The organism is Neptuniibacter marinus (assembly GCF_001597725.1).
In the GTDB taxonomy this organism is placed as follows: Bacteria; Pseudomonadota; Gammaproteobacteria; order Pseudomonadales; family Balneatricaceae; genus Neptuniibacter; species Neptuniibacter marinus.
Window position 1 is genome coordinate 1 of the sequence record NZ_LUTR01000005.1, and the last position, 26,356, is coordinate 26,356.

The following is a 26,356-nucleotide window of genomic DNA, read 5'->3' on the forward strand; positions in this document are numbered from 1 at the left end:
CGTGCGGAAGCGGTGGTTAATAATCCAGATGAGTTTACCTTCCGAAATGAGCGTAACTCTAAAGTATTTGCTAAGGGTTAATGTTGAAAGTAGGTTCGGTTCCTAAGTTAAATGCAAAAACACGCTCGGGTTTCTGGTCTACAGAGCTAAATGAGCAACGAGTTGTTAGTGCTAATGTTGAATATAGCCAGCTGCGATGTTCATTTGAGGGAGTGCCTTATTGGGTAGAGCTTAGGCCTGACGATCGCTCTCGCTGTGTTTTATGTTATGAAAAAGAGGGGGTGATCGTTGATATTACGCCTACACAATATAGTGTTCGTAGCAAAGTACATGAGTATGGTGGGCAAAGCTGGTGCTTTGTTGATGACGGGATTATTTTCACCAATGAGCATGATCAGCAACTTTACCTGCAAAAAAACTTATCGGATTCATTGTCTTCTTGCCAGCAGATCACAGCAGAAATTAATTCTCGCTTTATAGAGCCTGTGTGGGACCAGCATAATCGTCAAGTTATAGCGGTAGAAGAGCAGCATAACTCTGACAATGTTATCAATCGCTTAGTTGCGATCTCTTTGACTACAGGCAAAGTAAGGTTGCTTCATGAAGGCTATAGTTTTTATAGCTACCCTGCACTTAATCCACAGAAAAACGAGTTAGCATTTATTGCATGGAATCATCCATTTCAACCTTGGATATCCACGGAGCTGGTTTCTCTTCAACTTAAAGACCTTGCTGTCAGCGTAATGGCAGGGCAGGTGCGCGAGGAAGCTCTATCGCAGCCGCTTTACTGTCCTGATGGGCAGTTATATGTGGTTAGTGATCGTGATGGGTGGTGGAATATCTATCGTTATGATGCTCTTAATGGCGCTTTAGAGCCGCATTTGTCCTCTCCTCAGGATATGATCTCTGCACCATGGCAGTCTGGTTTAAGACATTATGCCTGTACAGATTCCGGCATATCGCACCTATTAATCGCACATGAAGGAAGTGAGCTTTACCATCAGGGTTGTCGTGTTAAGAAAGACACAATGAGTTATTTTCACTCATTGCAGGTCTCAAATGGGAAATTATATGCAATAGCTAGCTCTCTAGATCGTTTAGATGCAGTCATTGAGGTCAATGAGTCACTTCAATTTAGGCGTTTAACTGGAGGAGGCGCTCCTTTAGATAAAACGGACTGTTCTGAGCCAAAAGCACGTGTGTTTGGTTCAGGAAAGGATCGTTGCTATGGGTATTTATACTCAGCAAAAAACCACCGTTATACTGAAAGTGAAGAGAGTGCGCCGCTTGTTGTTTTTCTGCATGGAGGGCCTACAGCGGCTAGCTATCCAGTATTGAATTTAAAAATTCAGTATTGGACGCAACGAGGGTTCTCGGTGCTTGACCTCAATTATAGAGGTAGTAGTAATTATGGCCGAAGCTATAGATTAGCGCTTGAGCATGCTTGGGGTGACATTGAAGTTAATGATATTAGCTTAGCGGTTACCTCTTTAGTTAATGAAGGTGTTGCAGATCCTAGTGCTGTGTTTATTCGAGGGAATAGCTCGGGAGGATATAGTGCGCTCAATGCCTTATGTCAGCTTGACCTGTTCACTGCTGGAGCAAGCCTCTATGGTGTTACTGATCCGGCGGTGCTGAATGATTGCACCCATAAATTTGAGTCTCATTACCTTGGCTGGTTGATTGGCGATCCTATAGTTGATGCTGAGCGATACAGATCTTTATCGCCTATTTATCATGCTGCCGATATCGAATCCCCTGTTATCTTTTTTCAGGGCGAAAAAGATAAAGTTGTACTCCCTGAGCAGACTCGCGCTATGGTCGCTGAGCTGAAGGGTAAAGGCGTTGATGTTGAAGCTCATTACTTTAGTGATGAAGGGCATGGCTTTCGTCAGAAAGAGAATGTAGTGCATGTGCTGGCGGAGGAGCTTCGTTTTTATAGAAAGTACCTGCCCTAAACTCAGTAACACTTCTCTCTATTATTAGTCTCAAACATCCGTTTTTTGTTTTCGCTTCCCCTGATTTTGTCTATGTCGTTGTATAGAACAACAAGTCGTATCTTACGGATGGAAACTAAAGTATTAGATAAAATCGTTCTGTTGCAGAGCATAAATTATTGCCATTAAGCCTGATAATAGACCCACTAAAGAGCTTACCTAGCTCTTTGCATCCACTCTCTGGTTTCTGAGTTTTCTATCTAAAGCTCTAACCGTCGTACTTCGCCTGCTTTTTAGCAGGCTTTTTTTTGCCTGAGATCACCCCGCCTAATTTTACTTTGCCTTAGATGGTTTATCTTTTGCGGGTTCGATTTATCTAGCGAAGTGTTTTTATAGTATATATCTGTAATCTGAGCTGATACGGCTGCGTTGAGTATGTCGAGGCTTTGCAGCACATGACCTTAAGCGTTAATGGTTGGCGGGGTTAATGCGAAGGGTTTCGTGTAGGTGTCTGTGTAATAAGCGGGAGGATTGGTTCGGCTTGTCGGCGAAGATTTGCTGGTATTAAAAACAAAGAAGGCCGCGGCTCTGGAGAAGGGGGGACAGAGCGGCGGCCAATGGTTCTAACTTTTAAGTAGGGCTTACCAGCTTAGAGCAGCACCAATTGCGAACTGCTTAGTTTCGTTGCCGGTAGAGCTGTCTGCGATATCGTATTCAGCAATCAGTTTTAGGCTGCTGTTAACATCGTAGAAGTATGCAATAGAATCCATTTCATTATCGCTAGTTGCGCCAGTGTCAGTTTCACCGTGAGACAGAACAATGCGATGACCGTTAGCACCATAAGATGCTTGCACAAGGTAGCCATCAGATTCAACGTTACTTGCAACTGTGCGGTCAGCTAAGACAGAGCTAATACCTTCCTGATCAAAACCAGAAACTGTAAATTGGAACCCTGACATGGCAATACGAGCACCGTATGCAATACCTTCTACGCTTCCGCCATCAGTATTAGATTCGCCTGCTGCACCGCCAATCCAAGCATTAAATTTACCACCATCAAAATCTGTAGCGTAAGTTATTTCACCCTCAAAGCGAGCATCATCACCTTGACCAGCTGTAACTTCCGATGCTTGACGTAAGCCGTCTGAGTTTGCATCAACCCATACACCACCTTCACCACCATCCGGATCAAGAACACCTACAGCAATTTGGAAACCATTATTTACGGGGGAGCGGTATGTAATCTGAGCGTTTGGAGTAGTGTATGGGTAGCCTACAGAGATATTACCAAATGTTACGCCGCCAGAATTAATCTGTGGAAGACCTGTACCGAGTAGAAGCTCATCGGAGAATATGTTTGAGCGTCCGTAAAGGCCGAAATCTTTACCGAAAAGAACCTGACCGAAATCGCCATCTACAGTACCGTAAAATTGACGAACATCGATAGCTGTATCAGTTACATTGCTAGTGCCATCGTTAATTGTTACCCAGAAAGATGAGCGACCGCCCACTTTAAGGTCATCAATCTGTTTGCTTACATTAAAACCGATCCAGTTTGGTAGGAAGCCCATGCGTACACGAGACTGATCACCAGTGGCATCATCATCAGTTTGAACGTAAAACGCGTTAAAATGACCATCAGCAGAGAAAATCGTGCCATCTTGGTTATACAGTTCAATTGCAGCACTGGCCTGAGTGCTAATTCCCATTGCTACTGCTACTGCTAACAGTTTAGCTTTATTATTTTTCATGTCGCCCCCGAAAATACGGATTTATTTTTTGTTAAACGTTGCAGCGATTATCATGAACTTGATGTTTAACTTGTATCGGACAGAAGCACAGGTATAGGTAAACCTTAGTGTGCTTGTACCTTTAGTGATTTCGGGTATGATTCTGAAGATGTGCAGTATTGGGGCGAAGGGGTTATAGACCTGATTAGTACTAAAGGTTGTATTTATTGTGCGCCTGCATCATTTGGGTGCAGGCTTATAGTAACGTCAAAATATGACTTAATAATGACTATTGATCAGTATGAGTAAAAGGTTAAAGCGCACCCAAAAACTAATAATAAAATTAAGTGCTTATTCTTCTAAAATTTTTTTGTTGTAATCTAACATAGCTTTAAATGCGGTCATAACAATAATGCAGACCTAGCCGTTTTTGACGGCTAGGGTATGGTAGTCATGATGAGTAGTGATATCTCTAATCTTAGAAAGTTCATTTCCCCTGAAATTATTTTTGGCGTGGGTGCGCGTAAATCTGTTGCAAATTATGCGCGAACATTCGGGGCGCGAAAAGTATTAGTGGTGTCTGACCCAGGCGTTGTTGCCGCTGGGTGGTTAGATGAGATCTGTAATCTCTTATCTGAAGCAGATATCGAATATGCAACCTTTACGGATGTATCGCCTAATCCTCGTGTCAATGAAGTGATGAGTGGAGCGCAGGTGTATCAAGAAGCTCAATGCAATGTCATTGTGGCTATTGGTGGCGGAAGCCCTATGGATTGTGCAAAAGGGATTGGCATTGTAAGTGCTAACGGTAAGCATATCCTAGATTACGAAGGGATCGATACAATTCACTTGCCGATACCTCCCTTGATCTTTATTCCTACGACGGCGGGCACATCCGCAGACGTATCCCAATTCGCTATTATTTCAGATCCTATTGAAAAGATTAAAATATCCATTGTCAGTAAAGCGGTTGTGCCTGATGTGTCACTTATTGATCCTGAAACAACCATAACAATGGATCCATTCTTAAGTGCTTGCACCGGTATTGATGCGCTTGTGCACGCAATTGAAGCGTTTGTTTCTACAGGATCAGGGCCGCTAACGGATATGCATGCACTTGATGCCATGCGGCTTATTAATGAAAATATTGTAACCCTAGTTGCCAATCCTTTTGACATTAAAACCCGAGAGCAAATTATGCTTGGGTCGATGAAAGCCGGGTTGGCATTTTCTAACGCTATTTTGGGTGCTGTACATGCTATGTCCCATAGCTTGGGTGGGTATCTGGATCTTCCGCACGGTTTATGTAATGCCATGCTGTTAGAACATGTTATTGACTTTAATTATAAAGAAGCACATGAGCGCTTTAAGGTCGTCGCTGAAACATTGGGAATTGATACCCGAGGATTGAATACACAACAGGTTCAGGCTCGTCTGATGAATACTGTTATTACGTTGAAAAAAAATGTTGGTCTCACACAAAAGATGGCAGAAACTGGAGTGCATATTAGCGATATCCCCATGCTTTCTGATCATGCCTTGCTTGACCCTTGTATACTTACCAACCCTAGAAAGTCTAACAAGCGAGATGTAGCTGCAGTATATGAAGAAGCACTCTAACACCGCTAATGACACCCTAATTAACTTGATGGGTTTGGGTAATCATTCCGTCCGGAAAAACTATTATTCTGAACTCGTTAATAAGCTTGATGAATTAGAACAAGAGAAAAACCGTTACAAATGGCTATTCGAGAATGCCCAGCATGGGATATTCCAAGCACAGCTGGATGGTGGAATACTCAATGCCAATCCGGCTATAGTCCATATTTGTGGCTATACATCATCTAAAGAATTCTGTGATACCGTTACTGATCTTGAATCCTTATTGTTTTGTTGCGTAGATGCATATGAAGATTTCAGATACAACCTCGTACAGTCTGGTAAAGTTTCTGGGTTTGAGACTATCTTTCTACGTGCGGATGGTCAGTGCATCCACGTTTCGATTAATGCTTTATTGAAAGACAATCAAGGTGAGCATCCCACTATTGAAGCTTTTATTAAAGATATAACGGAAAGAAAGAAGGCAGAGGAGCAGCTAAAGCAATTGAATGAAGAGTTGGAGCTACGCGTTACAAGTCGAACACAAGAGCTTGTTTCCCTGAACAATAAGCTTTGGCAGGAGATTAGTGATAGAGAGAGCGCACAGAAAGAACTTCAAATTGCTAAAGAGGCTGCAGAAGAGACGAATCGAGGTAAAGATAAATATTTAGCAGCAGCCAGTCATGACCTGCTTCAACCAATGAACGCCGCAAGGTTACTTATATCAGCATTACGTGAGCGTAGTTTGCCTCAACAGGATGCTCATTTAGTTGAGCGCGTACATATGGCATTAGAAAATGCCGAAGATCTTTTAACAGATCTCCTCGATATTTCGAAGCTAGATCAAAATGCGGTCACATTGGATGTTAGCTGCTTTAGATTAGATCATCTGCTTAATTCCATGGTTAGTGAATTTCAGCCGGTAGCAGAAGATAAAGGGATAGAGTTGAAATTACAGCCAAGCAGTGTTGTTGTGAAATCAGACTCAAGATTACTGCTTCGTATTATTCGCAACCTGATTAGTAATGCGATCCGCTATACGTCGGCAGGCAAGGTTCTTGTCGGCTGTCGGCGAAAGAAAGGTGTTATCCGCATTCAGGTACTCGATACAGGTATAGGTATTCCTGACAACAAACTAGGCGCTATTTTCAAAGAATTTAATCAACTCGATAGACCTAATGCTAAAGATAGGCAAGGGGTTGGGCTTGGTTTAGCTATTGTGGAACGTATCGCCACTATATTGGGACATGACTTATCTGTTAGATCTATAGAAGGAAAAGGTTCGATTTTTTCTGTGGATGTGCCTTTTGTCGAGTACTTTCCGGATAGTCCTGAGCTCACGCCATTCCATTCCCCACAAATCAATATGCTCAATGATCTATCTATTCTGGTCATTGATAACGAAGAGAATATTCTTGTTAGTATGGATGCGTTACTCAGTCAATGGGGGTGCAGTATTGTTACAGCATCTAGCGCAGAAGAAGCCCTCATACTTTGTCAAGATGAAGAGTTTACGCCTGATGTAATTCTTGCGGACTACCATCTAGATAATGGTTTACTGGGTACTGATGGAATAGCATTAATTAGGGACAACTACTCTTCATTAATTCCGGCCCTTATTTTGACTGCTGATAGAAGCAGTGAATCGGGTCAGATGTTTAAGGAGATGGGATTGCCTGTTATTAATAAGCCGGTAAAACCAAGTAAACTTCGTGCGCTTTTGACACATTTATGTCAGTAGGTAAGGCCTGTCCTGATAATGTTAATTACCAACAACATTTGACGCTATTATCAAATGCTTAGCTCTTTTTTAAATTTAATTAAAAGGGGACTCAAGTAGTATATTGGTATTGAGTCGCAGGTCCTAGAATGGAAAGAAAAACTACTTCCTGAGGATTAGCATTGTGACTAACAGATCTGCTTTTATAACTGCTGCATCATTTAGTGCAGACCCCAAAGAGGCAGCTGAAGATCTGGGGCAACAGCTTTCAGGAATAGATCTGAAAACGGTTATATTTTTTTGCTCCGCTGAGTATGACCTTCCTTTGTTAGCTCAATCTATTAATCAGGTGTTTCACGGTGTTGATGTCTCTGGGTGCACTACAGCAGGGGAGATCACACCTTTAGGTTACGGCCAAGGGTGTATAACCGCTATAGGTTTTAGTTCGACTGATTTCTCTATTCATGCACAATCGATAGAATGCTTAGATAATTTTAGCCTTACCGATGCTCAAACATTGGTTGACCAATTAATAGCAGGTTGCAGGCAATCAGATGTAGCACCTATCAAAGGAAATACCTTCGCACTCACGCTCTTAGATGGGCTATCCATTCAAGAAGAAAATGTTCTTGTTACGTTAAATTCAGCCTTAGGTAGTATCCCAAATTTTGGTGGTTCAGCTGCTGATGATATTCATCACTATAAAACCCATGTTTTTTACAATGGTGAATTCCACACCGATGCAGCAGTGATCATGATGGTGAACACGGCTTATGAGTTTGAAGTGTTTAGTACTCACCATATGCAACATAAAGATATTAAATTAGTTGTTACCGCCGCTGATGTAGATGCCCGGTGTGTATATGAGTTAAATGCGGAACCTGCAGCCTCCGTATACGCAGACGCTATAGGCTTATCCGTTGAGGAGTTAAATCATCAAGTATTCGCATTAAACCCAATCGCTGTAAAGTTGGGTGATGAATACTATGTTCGTTCTATACAGCAAGTTAATGATGATTTAAGCCTGAAATTTTACTGTGCAGTAGAAAACGGCATAGTGCTAACAATTATGGATGCCAAAGATCTTGTTGTAGATCTTATTCAAACACTGGACTCCATTGAAGAAAAAATAGGTAAGCCGCAATTGATTATTGGTTGTGATTGCTTTCTAAGGCGTATGGAATGTGAAATTAAGGGTTATTCTGATGAAGTTTCAGAACTGTTAAAAAAGCACAATGTTATTGGCTTCAACACCTACGGAGAGCAGATGGAAGGGCTACACATAAATCAGACTTTCACTGCCGTAGCGATAGGGAGAAATCGCAATGAGTGATGAAAGCCTTGAATCTCAAATTCAGCGTTTAGAAGAAGAGAATCGCAAGCTTCGTAAAATCAACAATGTGCTTATTGAGCGAGTAGAGGCTGGTGGTAGCCAAGGGGCGAATCCCTACTCAGCATTTGAGCATTCCGTTGTACTGGCTGAGCAAGTTAGGGAACGGACCGATGCGCTACACAGTGTTTTATCTGAATTAAAGGCAAGCCATCGAGATCTAAAAGAAGCTAACGATCAAGCCGCTTTAGCTAACCAACGTGTGGTTGATGCAATCGAAAGTATTTCTGATGCCTTTGTTTTATTTGATCAAGAGAGGAAAATTGTTCTCTTTAATAGCAAGTTTAGCAATGTTTGGGAATCAACAGGCCTTGATGTAAAAACAGGTACGACTATTCAAGATATTACTCGTCTCGCAAGAATGAGCGGTTTAATTGATGAAGAGTACCCTGCAACCAATAGTGGCAGCAAAGTTTATCGTTTGAGTGATGGTCGTTGGGTGCAGATGTCAGAACGGCCAACCCAAGATGGTGGTTTAGTTATTCTCTATACTGATATTACAGCGATAAAAGAACGAGAAACCGCTGATAGAGAACAAGCGCTAGCTCAAAAAACTAAACTACTGCAGCGTACAGTTGATAACCTTTCTCAAGGGGTTGTATTAGTAACGCCTGAGGGAAGGGTTGAGCTATGGAATGATCGCTTTCTTGATCTAATGGGTGTAGATGCCGAGCAGGTTGAGTCATATCCTCCATTTGCTGCACTTATGTTGGATAATCATGCCATCCTTCAACATGCACTCACGGCTGCACAGCAGGGTGAAGTTTTAGCCTCTGAACAAACGGGGCGGTTAGGTCAAGTTATTGAAGTGCGAACCCACCCTATGCCTCAGGGAGGATTTGTTAATACCTACACAGATATTACCGAGCGCCATCGTTATGCAGAATCTTTGCGACAAAGTGAGCAATGGATACGCCTAATTACAGATAACGTTCCAGCCTTGATCGCTTACCTAGATAAGAATTTACATTATCTATTTACCAACAAAGTTTATAACGAATGGTTTGGTAAACCTCACGGTATGCTCAATGGAGAAAGCATTCATGAGGTTTATACTGATGATCAGTATGCAGAGGTAGAGCCTTATGTTGAGAGGGCTTTATCAGGTGAAAGTGTAACTTTCGAGGTTTGGCAGACAAACGCTAGGGGCGAGCAACGCTATATGCTCAAATCTTATGTGGCGAATATTGATAAGGACGGTCAGCCGGATGGCTTCTTTGTTATGATTCGCGATATCACCGAACGTAGGCGCTCAGCTGAAGCTTTAGAACTGTCCCATCAGCTGCTAGAGCAGCGCGTTGAAGAGAGAACCTCGGCGCTTACAGCGCTTAACAATCAGCTGCGTTCCGAGATTACAGAAAGAGCTGGGGTCGAAGCACGGCTCAGAGAAGCTAAAAAAGAAGCTGACCAAGCGAATCTATCTAAAACAAAGTTCCTTGCTGCTGTTAGTCATGACCTTTTACAACCGTTAAATGCCGCCCGTTTATTTTCTGGTGCATTATCGGAGCAGATTAAAGATCCAAGAAACTATAATCTCGTCCAATCGGTATCCAATTCATTAGATGATGTGGAATCCTTATTACGGACATTAGTTGATATATCTAAGCTCGATGCGGGTGTAGTTAAAGCTGATGTTGTTAATTTTAGTATACAAGGGCTTTTTGATACTTTAGCCGCGGAGTTTTCACAGTTAGCAGGGGCTGAAGGCTTAGGTTTTAAATGTGTTCATAGTGATGCGGTTATTCGTTCAGATTCTCAATTGCTGGCACGTATACTGCGTAATTTCCTGACTAATGCTATTCGTTACACTAAACAAGGGCGCTTATTATTAGGGTGCCGACATACGGCTGAGACGTTATGGATAGAGGTATGGGACACAGGCTCTGGTATCCCGAAAGAAAAGCTGGTTGAGATCTTCCAAGAGTTTAAACGACTACAGGAGGATCAACCTGGGCAAGAGAAAGGCTTAGGTTTAGGGCTTGCTATAGTTGATAAAATATCGAGGGTGCTAGGCCATAAAATTAGAGTGTCCTCAATTGAAGGAAAAGGTTCTGTATTTGCGGTGGAGGTACCTAAAGCGAAACAGATACTTCCTAATGTGGCGACCGGCCCACAAATACCAATGATTACTGAACGTTTAGTGGATGCTGATGTATGGCTTATAGATAATGATGCGGCTATTTGTGAGGCAATGGAGACCCTGCTAACAGGTTGGGGGTGTAATATTGTCACAGCGCTATCTTTAGATGATTTAAGGTCGCAAGTAAATTTCCATAATGATTCAGTTGATATTTTGATTGCCGACTACCATTTAGACAATGGCGAAAATGGACTTAATGCGGCAAAAATAGTCACGAGTGAAGTACCGCATAACCTTCCCGTTTTGATGATAACCGCCAATTACAGTAAAGAGTTAAATCAGGAGATACGCGATCTTGACTATATGTTGGTCAACAAGCCGGTTAAACCACTTAAACTAAAAACAACGCTGATTCATATGCTTGGTTCATAGTTTTAAAACGTTGTCCTATAAAACAAAAAAAACCGCATTTGCGGTTTTTTTTATATCAACAGGAAAATTTGTTTAGGATTAACGTTTTAAATACTCGTTAAAATCAATATTACCAGCAGATAGCACTGCTTGGATGCGGTTATGAACACCGAGTTTACGCAAAATAGCGGAGACATGTGCTTTTACGGTTGTTTCAGCAATATTCAAATTGTAAGCAATCTGTTTATTTGATTCGCCTTTTGACATGCGTTCAAGAACTAAAAGCTGACGACGGGTTAAAGATGAGAGCAGTTCTGGAGGGATCTGGTTGTCATCTTTGCGGTGCATCCTTTTATTATCAGGCTGACTTGCTCGAATAATATCAGATGGGAGGTATACATTGCCGGCAAGAATCTGTCGTAAAGCATCTGTCATCTGCTCACGAGGCGATGATTTAGTGATAAATCCAACTGCACCATAAGTAATCGCTTGAAGTACGATCTGCTTATCTTCTTCTGCCGAAACAATAACGACTGGAACAGTAGGCAGATCATTTCTTAATGTTATTAAACCATTCAAGCCATTCATGCCCGGCATATTGAGGTCTAGTAAAATTAAGTCGAGATCTTCTTCTCCTTGTGCAATCTCCAACGCGCTCTCAAGATCTTCTGTTTCGAGTGTTTTGCAGTCGTCAAAGCTATTTGCTATTACATTAATGATAGCTTCACGAAATAGCGGGTGGTCGTCTGCGATTAGGATCTTGTACACAATGCTTCTCCAATCTCATTATATTTATTATACACACCGAAATCAGTGTTATAGGTCATCTTGGGCTTTCTGTTCTTGCATGCCAACACTGTAAGGGTAATTTTCAAGTTATGTTACAACTTTGTTGTATAGTTTCAATTTATTATTCAATAACTGGTGTTAATGGTCATCTTGTAGCGGAATCGGTTGAGCAACTGCGGTTTCCATATTATTTTCAATCCAACCATCAGATCCGTTTCTATACCAATATAACCTGCTATAACCCCATGAGGATGCGCGTTTTAGGGCATTCCATGACATCCAACAATCAGCTCTGCAGTATATGACGATAGGGCGCTGCTTGTTTCCTGCTGTAATTTTCGTTAGGTTCGAGCGGAAATATTCTTCCCACTCAGGTTCTAACTCACCACGTCCTACGTTTGGCAGCCAGAGGCTACCGGGAATATGTAGTCTAGGCTCTTTTTGGATAAAGACGCGGTTCCATAAGAGAGGTTGAACATCCAATAAAACAACATTTTTGTCTTTCTCAAGTAAGGCTAATAATGTTGATAGCGTTAAGGTCTCTGCATGTTCACTGCTTTTGGGAGTTGGGCTTCGATATCGAAACAGCCGATAACCATCTACATTAAATAGTCCAAAGTCATCATCACTCTCTTCCACATAGGCATCAAAATTTGTCGCAGCGACAGCGATCGTTGATCCCAACATAAATAGAGTTACTAAGCACAATCGGAGTAATAAAATAGTCAATTACCTGTCATTCTTTCTATGCCTCTATTACAACCTGCGAAAGTCTTGGTCAAAATCCTACCATCGAGCAAAAAAACAGGTACGAAAGTACTATTTTTACACACAGCCTAGCAGCATATGTTGGTTAAGGGCTTTTTAGCATCTACTTTATTCAGAATCACAGGCATTTCATGCGAATTTCTTTCCAGCTAATCCTCTCTAGTATTTTAATTATTTTTACAACACATCTAGCAGCAAAGGAGCCGTTACCGACGGTTCACGTCACTGTCATCTCTTCCGGTACTGTTAATTGGGAATTACAACATCTCAAAAATATGCAACTTGATCATAGCAATGGCTTCAATCTCGTTATTGATCCTGTTGCCAGCTTATCAGCTGCGAGAATCGCAATCACTTCAGGTAATGCAGACTTTATCGTTTCTGATTGGTTGTGGGTTACTGAGCGAAATATGAAAGGAGCTAATCTGAGGTTTATCCCATTTTCTCAACAAATAGGTAGCATTATCGCTGCAAAAGACAGCAAAATGCTCAATTTTTCAGATTTAAAAGGTAAGCGGGTTGGCATTGCAGGAGGGCCATTGAATAAAGGCTGGGTACTACTACGTGCGGCGGCAAAGAAAGAGGGGATCGACCTTCAGAATGATGTAAAAATACAGTTCGGAGCGCCCCCACTGCTAAATCAGGCACTGAGAAGTGGTCAGTTAGATATGCTTGCAACATTTTGGCATTATGGCGCTCGATTGGAAGCGGAGGGGTATAGTAAGTTATATAGCCTTAAGGACGTTATGAAAGGGTTAGGATTAACCAGTGATATTCCTATGCTGGGTTACCTCTTTAATCAATCTTTTGAAGATCAGCACCCGACATTGGTTGCGGGTTTTTATCGGGCAGTTAAGCAGGCAAAAGCGCAACTGGCTATAGATGATGAAGCATGGACAGCGCTTCGACCTTTAATGAAAGTAGAGAATGATGCTATCTATCAGGGACTTGTTGCAGGTTATCGAGCCGGTATCCCTAGCGATATTACGCAAGAACAGATTGAGGATGCTGTGAACTTTTATCAGATGATTGATGAGCTTAAACCATATCCCTCAGGCACCCAGCTCAATCCTGAACTTTTTTATAAGGGGTTGTAATGAAAAGCAGTCGATTAAGCGACCAGGTCATTGCCCTTACTTGTTTGTTGGCGGGGTGGTGGCTAGTCGCCTCATTTGTATCTAGCCCTCTTTTACCTGCACCTTTAGAGGTATTTGAAGCATTAAGTAAAGAGTTTAGAGAGCAGCGTTTAGTTGAAAGCTTATTAGTGACTTTGCAACGCGTCGTAATTAGCTTTGTCTTCGCGATGCTACTGGGTGGCATTGTTGGTGTTTTAATGGGCCGCTTTCGTTTTGTTAACCGTATTCTCGATCCTATTTTAATTATTCTGTTAAACATTCCAGCACTTGTTGTCATTATTTTGCTTTATATCTGGTTTGGTCTTGTTGAGGTTGCCGCAGTTGCAGCCGTGATTATTAACAAGTTACCTAATGTTGCAGTTACTCTCCGAGAAGGAGGGCGCATGTTTGACCACGAGTTGGAAGAGATGTCAGTTATGTATAAATTTAGCGTCCAGCAAAAGCTAGTCCATATCTGGTGGCCTCAGCTGTTCCCATACATCATGATAGCAACACGAAGCGGTCTTGCCCTTATCTGGAAGATTGTCTTGGTAGTCGAGCTGCTAGGGCGTTCTAATGGAGTAGGCTTTCAATTACATTTAGCTTTTCAGTCATTTGATGTTGCTACTATATTGGCTTATAGCTTAGCTTTTATCTCTGTTGTTCAGTTAATTGAATGGTTTATTTTACAGCCTTTAGATAGAAAGGCGTCCCGTTGGCAGAAGGGTAGTAGCCATGTTTGAGTTTCATGTAGAGGGGCTAACCTTGTCCCAAAGGCAGATCTTGTCTGCTTTAAATATCAAGGTAAATTCAGGGGAAACGCATTGCCTTTTAGGGCCATCAGGTAGTGGTAAAACGACCTTACTTAATTTAATGGCAGGTTTAGAGCAAGAGAATGTTGAAGCCATAGGTGGTGAAACGCGGCGGGCTAATTACTGGTTGCCTCATAAACCTGAAATAGGCTATCTATTTCAGCAACCCCGCCTTTTGCCTTGGCGAACGATTATGCAGAACTTACTGTTGGTTGAGCCCAACGAAGAGATCGTTCTCAAGCTATTAGAGGAGGTCAAACTTCAAGACTATGTGGATTATTATCCGTCTAAAATTTCTTTAGGTATGGCGCGTAGGGTCGCTCTGGTTAGGTGCTTATTACTCGAGCCTGAGTTGGTGTTGATGGATGAACCTCTGACCTCACTTGACCTTCCTACCGCACGTGAAATGCGTGTCCTGATAAAACGCTTGGTTTGTGATCATCCAACTCGTAGTATGCTTTATGTTACGCATGATTTAGAGGAAGCGCTTGAACTTAGTGATAGTGTTTCTGTCTTAGGTAATTCGCCGGCTCAAGTGATTTATAACAGTAGGATTGATGCAGTATCCCGTCAAGAACTTGAGATGTTATTGAAACATTAAGTTGTGCGGGCAACTTGATGATATATAAGAATAAAAACATAATGAATGATAGACCTCGTCATATACTTCTCGCCATTGTTATTGCCCAGCTTTTGGGGACATCAACATGGTTTGCGGGCAATGCAATTTTACCTGTATTACAAGCTGAATGGTCACTTCCCAATAGTGCGGTGGCTGAGCTAACAAACTCCGTTCAGCTTGGCTTTATTGTCGGGGCACTCCTTTTTGCTTTCCTCGCATTGGCTGATCGTATATCGCCTCGCGTTCTGTTTTTTATCTGTGCTGTAGGCACGGCTTTCTTTAACCTTCAAATAGCTTTTTGGGCTGATAGCCTTAATCAGGTTTTGTTATTGCGTTTTTTTGGCGGGATGATGTTAGCAGGGGTCTATCCTGTTGGTATGAAGATCGCTACAGGTTGGTACCCTGAAGGTTTAGGCTTAGCATTGGGCTACCTCGTTGGTGCTTTAGCGTTAGGTACATCCTCGGGTCACCTCTTTGCCTCTTTTGAGTTTAATGACTGGCAGTCGGTTATCTACTTGACCAGTGCTTGCTCTGTTATTGGCGGTTTATTGGTATTGTTGTTTGTTCCTGACGGCCCAGCTTTACATAAAGGCGGTGCTCTAAGGTTTAGACATCTGTGGGTCGCTATGAAAGATAAACCTTTGCAAGCGGCAGCCGGGGGCTACTTTGGCCATATGTGGGAGCTTTATGCGGTGTTAGCTTTGGCTCCGTATTGGTTTATTGCTTGGGCAGGACAGAACGAGGTTGATCTTAATATCCCATTTTGGTCTTTCTATGTGATTGGTGTCGGTGGTTTAGGATGCATGTTAGGCGGGCATATTTCGCTAAAACTAGGAAGCTGGCATGTTGCTAGGTTTATGCTGTTTTGTTCAGGCGTTTGCTGTTTGCTTTCGCCATTTATTTTTGAGCTTCCATTTGTTGCGGTGGTCATATTTTGGACTATCTGGGGGGTGACCGTTGTGGCTGATTCGCCTCAATTTTCCGCTTTATCCGCTCGAACAGCACCTAATGCGGTTGTTGGTAGTGCGTTAACTATGATTAACGCAATAGGCTTTACCATCACGATTATAGCGACACAAATAACAGCCATGTTATTGGATAGTTTTCCTATTGAGTGGGTTATGTTGTTACTTGCACCGGGTCCTTTATTGGGGCTGCTCAGTTTAAGACGACTTAAAAAAATAAAGCCTGATATTTAATCAGGCTTTATTTAACGCTTACTTACCAGATTTCTGAGGGTTAAATCCAGTTACCGCCAGTACTGCAAAAAACAAAGTACATCCTGCAGTAATAAACATCGCATCAGTATTCAGTTTTAGATATAACGCGTATCTAACTAGTTCTACTGCATGAGAAAAGGGGTTAACCGCACAGATCCAATATAACCATTCGCTCGCTTCCTGCATTTTCCATAAGGGATAAAGTGCTGAGGATAGGAAAAACATTGGAAAGATTACAAAATTCATCACGCCAGCAAAGTTTTCAAGTTGTCTAATTCTAGTCGAAAGAAATAGACCTAATGAACTTAGTAAAAGGGCGACCAGTAAAAGGGCTGGCAATACTGTTAAGTAACCTAGCAATGGGGGCTCTACATCAACAAGCAATGCGATCAAGAGAAAAGCATAAACCTGTGTTAGAGATATAAGGGCTGTTGAAACCATTTTACATAGCAATAAGTAAGGTCTAGGAAGAGGGCTCATCAGTAGCACTCGCATACTCCCCATCTCTCTGTCATACACCATCGACAGACTGCTTTGCATGCCGTTAAACAGTAAGATCATGCAACATAAGCCTGGTGCTATGTAGGTTTCATAGGTGATGTAGGTCTCATAAGGATCGATAATAGCGATACCTAATGCCGCTCTAAAGCCTGCCGCAAATACGATAAGCCAAAGCAGAGGTCTAATTAATGCGCTTAAAAAGCGGGAGCGTTGTTGCACAAAACGCAAAAATTCACGTATTAATATTCCTTTGAAGCAGTACCAGGATGCAGAAATGTTCATTGGGTACCTCCAAAGGACTCACTGTCTGTTAATTTATGGAAGGCATCGGTTAGGTTTTGCTCGCCCGATTTTTCAATCATTGTACTCGCGACTGAATCTAACAAGATACTGCCTTTATGCAAGAGAATGATAGGATCATTAAGGTCTATCTCCTCCATTAGATGTGTGGCCCATAAAACTGTAATATTTTCATCATCACATAGTTTACGAACATGTCGATTAAGTCCTCTTCGTGTTTGAGGATCTAAACCAACGGTTGGTTCGTCTAATAGCAAAATGTCGGGTTTATGAAGTAAAGCTCTTGCAATCTCAACACGTCTACGGTGCCCTCCGTTAAGCCCTCTAACTTTTTCGTTAGCCCGTGTTTTCATTTCCATGCGATCAAGCTCATTATCAATCTGTTTTTGTGCTTCTTTGGAAGGAATCCCGTGTAGTGATGCATGGTACAGCAGGTTTTGAGTTACAGTGAGGTCTAAATCGAGGGTGCTTTGCTGAAAGACGACGCCAATCCGTTTCATAGCACTAGCAGGCTGCTCTTTGATACTTTGCCCATCGATATAAATATTACCTCCTTGTAACTCGTAGAGACGAGTCAATAGGGCGAATAAAGTGGATTTTCCGGCCCCGTTAGGCCCAATTAGAGCATGAAATACACCCTTATCAAGCAGGAAGTCAACATCTTGTAGTGCTTGTTTTGGGCCATAACTGAAGCTAAGCGACTCGACTGAAATTGTCATACTATTCCTAAATAAGTTGAGGCCTCCAATTGGAGGCCTCATTTAAAAATTATGGTTTAATTGCAACACCCCAGGGGTACCGTCCCACCTTAATGCTCTTAATCGCTTTCATTTTACTAACATCAATGACTGATACGTCACCGCTGATACCGTTTGTCGCAAGCAGAAGGCTTTGATCTTGGTTAAACTCCATATGCCATACTCGACGGCCAACTAAGATATAGTCCTCAACCTCATAGGTTTTAGCGTTAACAACGGCCACATGGTTGGCAGGTCCTAAAGCAACGAAAGCATAACGTCCATCGTCTGAAAGCTTAACACCAACGGGCTGCACTTTGTCTCTATGAACACCTTTAATCTCAAAAGTGATTTTTTTAATTATTTTACGCGAAGTGGTATCAATAACGGAAACTGTGGCACCTATTTCGGCACTTGCCCATAAGACTTTGCTGTCTTTACTGAATTCAACATGACGTGGGCGTTGATCAACCAAAGTATTGTCTATTAATTCGTGTTTTACTGTATCAATCCAGTGAACCATATTAGTGGTTTCACTTGTGTTAACCGCCATTGTTCCATCAGGGCTGACAGCCATACCTTCAGGTTCAACACCTACATCAATCTGTGCAAGCACTTCACTTGTTTCAGTGTCAACTATAGTAACTAGGGCGTCATCTTCGTTTGAAATATATAGATGACGATTGTTTGGGTGAAGAGCAAACTGTTCAGGATCTTCACCTGAAGGTAACTCTTTTATAATCTGATTGGTGGCAAGGTCCATCACTTGCACAGTGTCTGAATCAGATGCACAGATATAAAGTTTAGAATTATCTTTAGAAAGTATTATTCCGCGAGGGCGCTCACCAACATCGATTGTGTCAGTGACAGTCATCGTATCTAAATCAATGATTGAGATAGTGTCATCTTTCTCATTGGAGACATAAGCCGTTTCTGCATAAAGTGCGGAAGAGGCTAGCAAGCTACCAACAGCTAATGCAGTAAGTGTTCTTTTAAAATTCATAATTATTCCAATTTTTTTATTTGCGTGTTTCAGTGCAGTCAGTTTCTTTTTGATCAAACCCTAATGTATCGAGCTCATTCGTGGGGTGTAAAAAGCCTTCTTGAGGCGAGGAAGATACCAGCGAACGAGGGTGAACTAATGGAATAGTCTGTCTAAGTTGTCCATTCCAGCTGCGAAAGTCAAGCTTACGGCCTTTAAATCCAGCTAACTGGAAATTATCAGAAGTGATATATCCGTGATTCGTAGTTGCATCATTTGTTTGCGTCCGTGTTACCGCCTCGGCCACTGTACGGACCGCCGCCCATGCGGAATAATCTTTGCTATTCATCCAGCGATTGGCGCTTTTTTGAAAGCGGCTTTGTAATTGTGCGGCGCCATATTGCTCTACTACTCGGTGCCAAGCGACAGGGGTCAGCCCCTGAGTGCCCACTACGGGTCTAGGTAGCCATGTGTTGTAAAGTACATACTCCCCAAAATCACCACGCTCATCAGCTACAAAAACAACATCATAATCACGATGCTGAGTAAATAAAGGCATCTCCGATTGCGCTGTTCGGCGCAAATCTGTATCAAAACTCCAATTTTTCTCTTCTACAATTGATAAGCCAAAACGTTTTGCTGAGCGTTTAAATGAGTTGCTATAGGCTTTATCATCGGTAGTTGAACCGGTAATCATAAAGATTTTTTGTAATCGTTTTGCTTTAAGCCACTGCGCTAAGGCGTCAGTTAGCATTGCTCTACTAGGCATCGTATGAAAAAGATTCGGCTGGCAAACCTGTCGCCTTAGGGTATTTGAACTTGATCCCGCATTAAAAATAAGTGCATCTTTCCCGAGTGAGTCTGTGAATTTCCTAACGGTTTGCTCATCGGCATTGATAACAAAATATCTAATTCCTTCTTCATATTGTGCCTTTGCCTTATCAAGCAAGACTTGAGGGTCATCACTGATAGCATCTTGTAACTGGTATTTATGTTTTAGGAAGCGGCCTGTTGTATTGCTATCCTGAATTGCCAGTTTTGCACCTTGTAAGCCCGCATCTTCAGGTTCGGGCAGGATATTAGATAAAACGGGGCCTTGATCAATCTCCTGTTGTAAATAACTAATATTAACCTCTATCTCAGAATAAGCATTGCTGCTACCTAATAGAGCTGCCATTGTTATCGCTAATGCGTTTTTTCTTTTTATATAATTAGAAAACATAATAGTTATACAAGCTTACCGTTAGTGTATTTATCCCAGCATAGGCGGGAATCTGTGAACTCGGAATATGAATAAAGTAGAAAACAATTAGTACCGAAGTAGCATTCTTTTGCCCAGAGTGATCTTTAGCATAGTAAAACATAATAATTAAACACTCTTAATGCTTGAGGTACAAAATGAATTTTATAAAAACATTTACTATGGGAACGTTGGCTGCGGCTTTAACTCTTTCAAGTATGTCTGCAATGGCAAAAGGTGATTTAACAACTAGGCCAACGAAACTGCCAGATCTTGTTTTAGGAACTGAAGACAACCGTTATGAGCTATCACAAAAAGAGTATCAGCTTGAAACGGGCAAAGCTTACAAACTAAAAATAGTTTCTAGTGGCCAAACAGAATACGCCCTGCAGGCGCCAGATTTTTTTGCTTCTATTTTCCTGCGTAAACTTGAAGCTGGAGATATGGAAATAAAAACTATGAGTGTTACTGAGCTTGAATTTGAACAGGAAGCAGAGGCGGAAATTTACTTCGTTCCTGTAAAACCAGGCAGCTTCGAATTTTACGCTGAAGGCCTAGAAGAGAAAGGAATGGAAGGCGTATTTAACGTTAAATAATAACGCCTTAGTTGTTGTTTATAGCAAAATACTCGCCTAAAGATTCAGGCGAGTATTTTTATCTTAGTTTACCCTTCACAGATAGGTAAAATAGCCTGTTTTTCATGGTAGGATGGGGGATATTATTTTTCCTATCTGGAGACTTCATGAAAATCCTAATTACTGATGACCACTCGGTTGTGCGACAAGGATACGCAAGTGTTCTTCCGACGGTTATTAAGGATTGCGAAATCGTTGAAGCGGCGTGTGGAGAAGAGGCCTGCGAACTCTATCAGAAGGAGCTGCCAGACATTGTAATTATGGATATTAACTTGCCAGGTATTAGTGGCATTGAAGCGGCCACCCGTATTCTGCAAGTAGATAATGATGCAAAAGTGCTATTCTTTAGTATGTATGATGAAGCACCTATCGTTAAGCAAGCGTTAGATACTGGTGCTATGGGATATATCACTAAATCAGGCTCCCCTAAAACCCTCGTTGAAGCAGTAACAAAAATATCTAAAGGTGAAATATTCATTGAATATGAGTTAATTATGAAATTAGCGCTAAATTCACAAAATATTTCCGATGAACGTTTGCGAGAGTTGACGCAGCGCGAATTTGAAGTCTTTGTTATGTTAGCGCGAGGTCAAAGTAATCAAGTTATTTCTGACACTCTATCGCTAAATATTAAGACTATTTCAAACTATGTAACCACCATAAAAAGTAAATTGAAAATCAGCTCCACTGCGGAATTAGTTCACTTGGCAATCGAGGCTGGTGTTATCAAAATAGCCCACTAAACTGAAAAGGCGGGTGCAATTCAGTACCTAAGTGCTAGTTTGAATACTGCTATAGAGGAATACTGCCCGACCCACTGACGTTTGCATACTAGCTGTTGGCGGAACTTTAACTTCGTCATATTCTAGATTAGGTATGTAGATGAAAGCTGTTTTGCGTTTAAATTTGGTTGTTGCACTCGTATTTTTGTTTGCCCTTTTGGTGACGGTATATGGCATGCTTCAGCAAGCAACTAAAGATATCACTCGAGAAGTTTCCGCGGGCGTAAGCTTTACCCATCAACTTTTAAGTGCCGCTGTTACAGACGAAGAGTTATTAAAAAATCTACTTGATGGCGAAACGCGCCATGTCCATCTATCTATTGTTGATAATACACAGCTTTCAAGTAACGACCAGCCTCCCCATCATTCTGATGAAGTGCCCGAATGGTTTTTTAACATGATACCAGGGCTTGATCACATAGAGGAAAAGCAATACTTCAGGTATCTATCTGATGGTAGAGCGTTACGTTTGCAAGCGGATACCTCTGATGAAGTTGAAGAGGTGTGGGAATCCGTCCAAAGTGTTTTAGTGTTATTTACATTAAGTGCGCTATTATCAAATCTTGCAATCTATATTGGAGTCAGGCACGGCGTTAAACCGGTAACCGATTTTTTGAATGCGCTAAAAGATATAGAAAAGGGTCGATTTACGGCTCGGCTTGATCACTATTCAATCAGAGAAATCAATGATTTATCTGAACACTTTAACGCAATGGCTCTCGCTCTTGAGAACGCGGAACAAGATAATGCACGCTTAACTCATGAGCTGATGCGTTTACAGGAAAAGGAACGGGCTCACTTAGCACGGGAGCTACATGATGACCTAGGGCAGTATTTAACAGGTATCAGGGCTCAAGCCTATTTAATAAAAGCATCAGCAAATAATCCAGACATGGTTTCAGCTGTAGGCGAACAGATAACGGTTAATTGCGATGCGATGCATGTAAGCTTTAGGCAATTAATTCGTAAACTACATCCCGTCATTTTAGAGCAATTAGGGTTGCTTGATGCAATACGGACGCTGGTTGAAACCTGGAGCCAATCTCACCATATAAAGGTTGACCTCCACTTTCCAGAATCGCTTATTTCATTATCAGATGAAAACAACACGCATATATATAGAATCATTCAAGAAGCGCTTAATAATATCGCGCGACACGCCCAAGCAAGCTTGGTCGATCTAACTCTTAAAGAGGAGAGTGATTCGCTTAAGTTAATCGTGAGTGATAATGGTATCGGGGCAGACTGCTCTAAAGGTTCAGGATTAGGGTTAAGATCCATGCAGGAACGAGCGCGCTGTATGCAAGGTACTTTAAATTTCAAACAGTTAGCCGAAGGTGGCAGTATGGTTTCTATGGAGATCCCTGTTATTGAGGTGGAGGAAGTATGAAAATAATTATCGCGGACGACCATGCTGTAGTTCGTCAGGGCTACTCAAGCTTGTTATCAACGATGCTTGCGCCTTGTGATGTATTAGAAGCCAGTAATGGTGATCAAGCATTTAACCTTTGCCAAACAGATAAGCCTGATATTGTAATTATGGATGTTAATATGCAGGGAATTAGTGGAGTTGAAGCTACGCGACGTATTTTACAACGTGATTCAAATATCAATGTTTTGTTTTTTAGTATGTACGATGAATCACCAGTGGTGGCGCAAGCAATGGAGGCTGGGGCAAAAGGCTATATTACAAAAAGCTGCACCCCTGAAATATTAATTGATGCGGTTAAAAAAGTGGCTGCAGGCCAGTTATATGTTGAACATGAATTAGCTATGCGCTTAGCGGTTACTCGCCCAGAACAGAAAGATCAGCGCCTTAAAGATATGACACAAAGGGAGTTCGAAATTTTTGTTATGTTGGCTCAAGGCTGTAGCGTTCAGCAGATATCTGAACAACTATTTATCAGCAATAAAACAGTATCCAACTACACCTCTATATTGAAAAGTAAATTACAGATCAGCTCTACTGCTGAATTAGTTCATTTGGCGATAGAAACCGGTGTAGTTAAAGTTGGTGTAGACGTCAGTTAAAGTCTGAGCGACTACAGTTAAGGCAGAGTGCACCGGTTCTATGCACCGGTGCATTGTCCATAATTGTTTAATCCCTTGCCCAATCAAATGGGCAATCTACACATCCTTCCATATATGTTGCTTGGAATGACGCATAGCGTTTCTGTACGCCTGTGAATATTGCATTCTCTAGTGATGCGCCATTCAGTTTGGCTTCTTGTAGGTTGGCATTTTCTAACGTAGCGCCTGTTAGAATAGTTTTGGTCATCCATGCCATTTCTAAGTTAGCCGCCCGTAATACTGCTCTCTCAAATTTAGCATTACTTAATCTAGAAAATTCTAGGTTTGCGCCATATAAATTGGCGTCGTTAAAGTTTGCACCTTGGCCAAAAAGCGTCCAACCATTAATTGCTTCAAGGTTGGCAGATGACAGATTAGCTCCTTTAACTGAAGTATGTCTCATGTCTGCGCGGGCTAGATTTGCCTTTGATAAGTTTGCTTTGCTTAGATTTGCATTTTTTAAGATCGCATGACGTAAGTCGGCTCCCGATAGGTTCGCACCACTTAGATCTGCGTTGCGAAGGTCGACAAGCCTTAAATTAGCACCAGATAGATCCATGTTTGCACATTGTGCTTTAGGTTCTATTTTACAACCATTGATAATCATCTCATCTGCAAAAAGATTCGATGCGCAAAATAAGAGCCCAATAGGGATAATAAATTTCATGTGTGCTCCAAAAAAAAGCCCTCTTATCATAGTGATGAAAGAGGGCTACATAGATAGATTAGAATCTATTTAAATAAAGCGTAAAACTAATTTTTATTTAGTCTTTAGTTTAAACGCCCAGAATGAACCACCTTGAGAAACAGGCTTAGTTAAGTCAGCCATATCGCCACCCCATAGAGGTACAGCACCGCCGTAACCACTTGCGATACCGATATACTGCTCACCATCCTGAGTCCAAGTTACAGGCGAGGATACAATCCCAGAACCTGTCTGGAATTTCCATAGCTCTTTACCTGTTTTAGCATCAAATGCTTTTAGGAAGCCTTCGCCTGTACCTGTAAAGATAAGGTTACCCTTAGTGGCAAGAACCCCTGACCATAATGGTAATTTTTCTTTGTGAGTCCATGCAATTTTGCCTGTTTTAGGATCAACTGCACGAAGCACACCAACATGGTCGTCATACATCTTACGGATACGGAAACCTTGCCCTAAGTATGCTGCACCTTTTTTATAGTGAACTTCTTCAGTCCAGTAATCTTCTTTCCAGTGGTTAGCACCTAGATAGAAAAGGCCAGTATCTTGGCTATAAGCCATAGGGTTCCAGTTTTTACCGCCCAAGAATGGAGGTGATACTTCTATAGACTTACCTTTTTTCTTGCCTTTTTCAGGAAGAGCAGGGCGTTGACCTTCAACTTCTACTGGACGACCCGTTTTAGGATCGATATGTGTTGCCCAAGTGATATTGTCAACAAATGGGAAACCTCGGATGAAGTCGCCATTCTCACGGTTAACTACATAGAAGAAACCGTTACGGTCAGCATGACCTGTTGCTTTAATTGTTTTACCGTTGTCTTTGTACTCAAAAAGTACTAATTCGTTATTACCGGAGAAATCCCAAGCATCGTTAGGTGTATGTTGATAGAACCACTTAACTTCGCCTGTAGATGGATCAACAGCAACCTGGCCAGATGTGTATAAGCTATCGTAATCAGCTGGGTTTCCACCTGGTGATGTTCTCGCCCAACCATTCCAAGGAGCAGGGTTGCCCGCACCAATGATAATTGTATTGGTTTCTATATCGAAACTAGCTGACTGCCAAGGGGCACCACCACCATGGCTCCATGCTTCAACTTTACCCGTTGGTGAATTTGGATCATCAGGCCAAGATGGTGCTTTGGGATCGCCGGTAGGTGTGCCTTTCTTGCCATTTAGACGGCCGTAGTGACCCTCTACGAAAGGACGCATCCAGATCTCTTCACCTGTCATTGGGTCGCGTGCAAACAATTTACCTACAACACCAAACTCATCACCAGAAGATCCATGAATCAAAAGAACTTTGCCTGTCTTTTGATCTTTAATGATCGTAGGAGCACCGGTCATTGTGTAACCTGCGGTATGGTCACCGAATTTTTTCTTCCACTTCACTTTACCGGTTTTCTTATCAAGCGCTACGATAGCAGCGTCTAGCGTACCGAAGTATACAAGATCACCAAAAATTGCAGCACCACGGTTAACTACGTCACAACAAGGACGAATGTCATCCGGTAGGCGGTAAGAGTAAGACCAGATTTTTTTACCTGTTTTAGCATCTACGGCAAATATACGTGAATAAGAACCTGTAATATAGATAATGCCATCATGCACAAGTGCTTGTGATTCTTGACCGCGCTGTTTCTCATCGCCAAAAGAGAATGACCATGCAGGAACAAGGGCATCTATATTTTTATCGTTGATTTTAGTTAAATCACTCCAGCGCTGAGCTTTTGGTCCTATACCATAGCCAAGAACATCTTCTGGAGTGTTGGCATCATTCTTAATGTCATTCCAAGTGACAGGTTTAGCAATTGCTGTAGTAGCTGCGAGCGACAAAGTGATCGCAACACATAGAGGCTTGATTCCCGTTCCTATTATTTTTGTCATTTTCATAAACCCTGTAAACGAATAGCGTTTTATTTTTTTGTAAATCGAGCATTGAGATTCTAGTTTTGCCGACAGACACGCGGCTACGGAATCAAGCCCAAGTAATATGGGATAGTAGCCCTTCCTTAAGGGAAATATGCCTTTCGATGCTGGGATATTTTCGCGATAAAAAACGAAAAACTAATACTTCGCGAAAAGGTATAAGTTATTGATAAAGAAACACCCTCGTAAATTTATATGTTTTATTTATCTTGTATTCAGTTACTGGGTGGTAGGCTGAAAGAGCGTAAAATATAAGGCTGAGCTGGATGATTACAGTTAAAAAGGTT

General features: G+C 41.8%; 22 protein-coding genes. 13 read left to right on the top strand and 9 right to left on the bottom strand.

What is annotated here, in order from left to right:
* The first annotated feature begins 80 nt into the window (after window positions 1-80).
* Window positions 81-1,958 carry a S9 family peptidase gene (locus A3774_RS05780; RefSeq protein ID WP_067864568.1) on the top strand — a complete coding sequence of 626 codons (1,878 nt, stop codon included), beginning with the start codon at window positions 81-83 and terminating at the stop codon, window positions 1,956-1,958.
* A 620-nt stretch (window positions 1,959-2,578) separates the two neighbouring features.
* Here the strand turns inward: A3774_RS05780 and A3774_RS05785 are convergent.
* On the bottom strand, window positions 2,579-3,688 hold the full coding sequence (locus tag A3774_RS05785; RefSeq protein ID WP_067864571.1) for a porin: 1,110 nt from the start codon (window positions 3,686-3,688) through the stop codon (window positions 2,579-2,581).
* A 432-nt stretch (window positions 3,689-4,120) separates the two neighbouring features.
* On the opposite strand from A3774_RS05785, the gene ercA reads away from it, so the two are divergent.
* The 4 genes from ercA to A3774_RS05805 all read left to right on the top strand — a co-directional run bounded on the left by ercA (window position 4,121) and on the right by A3774_RS05805 (window position 10,888).
* Complete coding sequence (gene ercA / locus A3774_RS05790) at window positions 4,121-5,287, top strand: alcohol dehydrogenase-like regulatory protein ErcA (RefSeq protein WP_231867949.1); 1,167 nt, start codon at window positions 4,121-4,123, stop codon at window positions 5,285-5,287.
* Entirely contained in the window at window positions 5,271-7,007 is a 1,737-nt protein-coding gene (locus A3774_RS05795; RefSeq protein WP_067864577.1) for a PAS domain-containing hybrid sensor histidine kinase/response regulator, read from the top strand. The genes ercA and A3774_RS05795 overlap by 17 nt, the downstream gene beginning before the upstream one ends.
* Before the next feature lie 163 nt (window positions 7,008-7,170).
* On the top strand, window positions 7,171-8,319 hold the full coding sequence (gene nosP, locus A3774_RS05800) for a nitric oxide-sensing protein NosP (protein ID WP_067864580.1): 1,149 nt from the start codon (window positions 7,171-7,173) through the stop codon (window positions 8,317-8,319).
* On the top strand, window positions 8,312-10,888 hold the full coding sequence (locus A3774_RS05805) for a PAS domain-containing hybrid sensor histidine kinase/response regulator (RefSeq protein ID WP_067864583.1): 2,577 nt from the start codon (window positions 8,312-8,314) through the stop codon (window positions 10,886-10,888). Before nosP ends, A3774_RS05805 begins: the two co-directional genes overlap by 8 nt.
* A gap of 78 nt (window positions 10,889-10,966) precedes the next feature.
* Here the strand turns inward: A3774_RS05805 and A3774_RS05810 are convergent, their stop codons facing one another.
* A complete protein-coding gene (locus A3774_RS05810) occupies window positions 10,967-11,635 on the bottom strand; it encodes a response regulator (protein ID WP_067864586.1) in 669 nt (222 codons plus the stop codon).
* 159 nt (window positions 11,636-11,794) lie between these two features.
* Complete coding sequence (locus tag A3774_RS05815; protein ID WP_067864590.1) at window positions 11,795-12,343, bottom strand: rhodanese-like domain-containing protein; 549 nt, start codon at window positions 12,341-12,343, stop codon at window positions 11,795-11,797.
* Between the two features lie 212 nt (window positions 12,344-12,555).
* Here A3774_RS05815 and A3774_RS05820 point away from each other — a divergent pair, with 212 nt between their 5' ends.
* The 4 genes from A3774_RS05820 to A3774_RS05835 are packed head-to-tail and all read left to right on the top strand — an operon-like array spanning window position 12,556 to window position 16,172.
* Window positions 12,556-13,521 (top strand): ABC transporter substrate-binding protein, encoded by a 966-nt coding sequence (locus A3774_RS05820; protein WP_067864596.1) that lies wholly within the window; start codon window positions 12,556-12,558, stop codon window positions 13,519-13,521.
* Window positions 13,521-14,282 carry an ABC transporter permease gene (locus A3774_RS05825; RefSeq protein WP_067864599.1) on the top strand — a complete coding sequence of 254 codons (762 nt, stop codon included), beginning with the start codon at window positions 13,521-13,523 and terminating at the stop codon, window positions 14,280-14,282. The genes A3774_RS05820 and A3774_RS05825 overlap by 1 nt, the downstream gene beginning before the upstream one ends.
* Window positions 14,275-14,952 (top strand): ABC transporter ATP-binding protein, encoded by a 678-nt coding sequence (locus tag A3774_RS05830; RefSeq protein WP_067864602.1) that lies wholly within the window; start codon window positions 14,275-14,277, stop codon window positions 14,950-14,952. The genes A3774_RS05825 and A3774_RS05830 overlap by 8 nt, the downstream gene beginning before the upstream one ends.
* A gap of 41 nt (window positions 14,953-14,993) precedes the next feature.
* A complete protein-coding gene (locus A3774_RS05835) occupies window positions 14,994-16,172 on the top strand; it encodes an MFS transporter (protein WP_067864604.1) in 1,179 nt (392 codons plus the stop codon).
* 18 nt (window positions 16,173-16,190) lie between these two features.
* Here A3774_RS05835 and A3774_RS05840 read toward each other — a convergent pair whose 3' ends face one another.
* From A3774_RS05840 to A3774_RS05855, 4 genes are read right to left on the bottom strand one after another with little or no spacing between them, the layout of a single operon-like run.
* Window positions 16,191-16,976 (bottom strand): ABC transporter permease, encoded by a 786-nt coding sequence (locus tag A3774_RS05840; RefSeq protein WP_231867950.1) that lies wholly within the window; start codon window positions 16,974-16,976, stop codon window positions 16,191-16,193.
* Window positions 16,973-17,713 (bottom strand): ABC transporter ATP-binding protein, encoded by a 741-nt coding sequence (locus A3774_RS05845; RefSeq protein WP_067864607.1) that lies wholly within the window; start codon window positions 17,711-17,713, stop codon window positions 16,973-16,975. The genes A3774_RS05840 and A3774_RS05845 overlap by 4 nt, the downstream gene beginning before the upstream one ends.
* A gap of 49 nt (window positions 17,714-17,762) precedes the next feature.
* Complete coding sequence (locus A3774_RS05850; RefSeq protein WP_067864610.1) at window positions 17,763-18,734, bottom strand: YVTN family beta-propeller repeat protein; 972 nt, start codon at window positions 18,732-18,734, stop codon at window positions 17,763-17,765.
* 16 nt (window positions 18,735-18,750) lie between these two features.
* Entirely contained in the window at window positions 18,751-19,890 is a 1,140-nt protein-coding gene (locus A3774_RS05855; protein WP_197468014.1) for an ABC transporter substrate-binding protein, read from the bottom strand.
* 221 nt (window positions 19,891-20,111) lie between these two features.
* On the opposite strand from A3774_RS05855, the gene A3774_RS05860 reads away from it, so the two are divergent.
* From A3774_RS05860 to A3774_RS05875, 4 genes are all read left to right on the top strand, one after another.
* Window positions 20,112-20,549, top strand: coding sequence for a cupredoxin domain-containing protein (locus tag A3774_RS05860; protein WP_067864616.1), 438 nt, complete (start codon window positions 20,112-20,114; stop codon window positions 20,547-20,549).
* Window positions 20,550-20,695: 146 nt separating this feature from the next.
* Complete coding sequence (locus tag A3774_RS05865) at window positions 20,696-21,331, top strand: response regulator (RefSeq protein ID WP_067864618.1); 636 nt, start codon at window positions 20,696-20,698, stop codon at window positions 21,329-21,331.
* 139 nt (window positions 21,332-21,470) lie between these two features.
* Window positions 21,471-22,760 carry a HAMP domain-containing sensor histidine kinase gene (locus A3774_RS05870; RefSeq protein WP_067864621.1) on the top strand — a complete coding sequence of 430 codons (1,290 nt, stop codon included), beginning with the start codon at window positions 21,471-21,473 and terminating at the stop codon, window positions 22,758-22,760.
* The gene (locus A3774_RS05875) at window positions 22,757-23,401 is read left to right on the top strand and encodes a response regulator (RefSeq protein ID WP_067864624.1); all 645 of its coding nucleotides are present in this window, start codon (window positions 22,757-22,759) and stop codon (window positions 23,399-23,401) included. Before A3774_RS05870 ends, A3774_RS05875 begins: the two co-directional genes overlap by 4 nt.
* Before the next feature lie 67 nt (window positions 23,402-23,468).
* On the opposite strand, the gene A3774_RS05880 is transcribed toward A3774_RS05875, so the two are convergent.
* Together A3774_RS05880 and A3774_RS05885 are read right to left on the bottom strand one after the other, a co-directional pair.
* A complete protein-coding gene (locus tag A3774_RS05880; RefSeq protein ID WP_067864627.1) occupies window positions 23,469-24,107 on the bottom strand; it encodes a pentapeptide repeat-containing protein in 639 nt (212 codons plus the stop codon).
* A gap of 93 nt (window positions 24,108-24,200) precedes the next feature.
* Window positions 24,201-26,027 (bottom strand): PQQ-dependent methanol/ethanol family dehydrogenase, encoded by a 1,827-nt coding sequence (locus A3774_RS05885; protein WP_082792365.1) that lies wholly within the window; start codon window positions 26,025-26,027, stop codon window positions 24,201-24,203.
* Window positions 26,028-26,356: the final 329 nt, after the last annotated feature.

Bases quoted from the DNA above. Each gene is read 5' to 3' on its own strand.
- A3774_RS05795 (WP_067864577.1), top strand. From the start codon at position 5,271: ATGAAGAAGCACTCTAACACCGCTAATGACACCCTAATTAACTTGATG.
- ercA (WP_231867949.1), top strand. From the start codon at position 4,121: ATGATGAGTAGTGATATCTCTAATCTTAGAAAGTTCATTTCCCCTGAA.
- A3774_RS05845 (WP_067864607.1), bottom strand. From the start codon at position 17,713: ATGACAATTTCAGTCGAGTCGCTTAGCTTCAGTTATGGCCCAAAACAA.
- A3774_RS05885 (WP_082792365.1), bottom strand. From the start codon at position 26,027: ATGACAAAAATAATAGGAACGGGAATCAAGCCTCTATGTGTTGCGATC.
- A3774_RS05880 (WP_067864627.1), bottom strand. From the start codon at position 24,107: ATGAAATTTATTATCCCTATTGGGCTCTTATTTTGCGCATCGAATCTT.
- A3774_RS05875 (WP_067864624.1), top strand. From the start codon at position 22,757: ATGAAAATAATTATCGCGGACGACCATGCTGTAGTTCGTCAGGGCTAC.
- A3774_RS05815 (WP_067864590.1), bottom strand. From the start codon at position 12,343: ATGTTGGGATCAACGATCGCTGTCGCTGCGACAAATTTTGATGCCTAT.
- A3774_RS05830 (WP_067864602.1), top strand. From the start codon at position 14,275: ATGTTTGAGTTTCATGTAGAGGGGCTAACCTTGTCCCAAAGGCAGATC.
- A3774_RS05840 (WP_231867950.1), bottom strand. From the start codon at position 16,976: ATGAACATTTCTGCATCCTGGTACTGCTTCAAAGGAATATTAATACGT.
- A3774_RS05870 (WP_067864621.1), top strand. From the start codon at position 21,471: ATGAAAGCTGTTTTGCGTTTAAATTTGGTTGTTGCACTCGTATTTTTG.
- A3774_RS05820 (WP_067864596.1), top strand. From the start codon at position 12,556: ATGCGAATTTCTTTCCAGCTAATCCTCTCTAGTATTTTAATTATTTTT.
- A3774_RS05785 (WP_067864571.1), bottom strand. From the start codon at position 3,688: ATGAAAAATAATAAAGCTAAACTGTTAGCAGTAGCAGTAGCAATGGGA.
- A3774_RS05835 (WP_067864604.1), top strand. From the start codon at position 14,994: ATGAATGATAGACCTCGTCATATACTTCTCGCCATTGTTATTGCCCAG.
- A3774_RS05865 (WP_067864618.1), top strand. From the start codon at position 20,696: ATGAAAATCCTAATTACTGATGACCACTCGGTTGTGCGACAAGGATAC.
- A3774_RS05855 (WP_197468014.1), bottom strand. From the start codon at position 19,890: ATGGCAGCTCTATTAGGTAGCAGCAATGCTTATTCTGAGATAGAGGTT.
- A3774_RS05780 (WP_067864568.1), top strand. From the start codon at position 81: ATGTTGAAAGTAGGTTCGGTTCCTAAGTTAAATGCAAAAACACGCTCG.
- A3774_RS05825 (WP_067864599.1), top strand. From the start codon at position 13,521: ATGAAAAGCAGTCGATTAAGCGACCAGGTCATTGCCCTTACTTGTTTG.
- A3774_RS05850 (WP_067864610.1), bottom strand. From the start codon at position 18,734: ATGAATTTTAAAAGAACACTTACTGCATTAGCTGTTGGTAGCTTGCTA.
- A3774_RS05860 (WP_067864616.1), top strand. From the start codon at position 20,112: ATGAATTTTATAAAAACATTTACTATGGGAACGTTGGCTGCGGCTTTA.
- A3774_RS05805 (WP_067864583.1), top strand. From the start codon at position 8,312: ATGAGTGATGAAAGCCTTGAATCTCAAATTCAGCGTTTAGAAGAAGAG.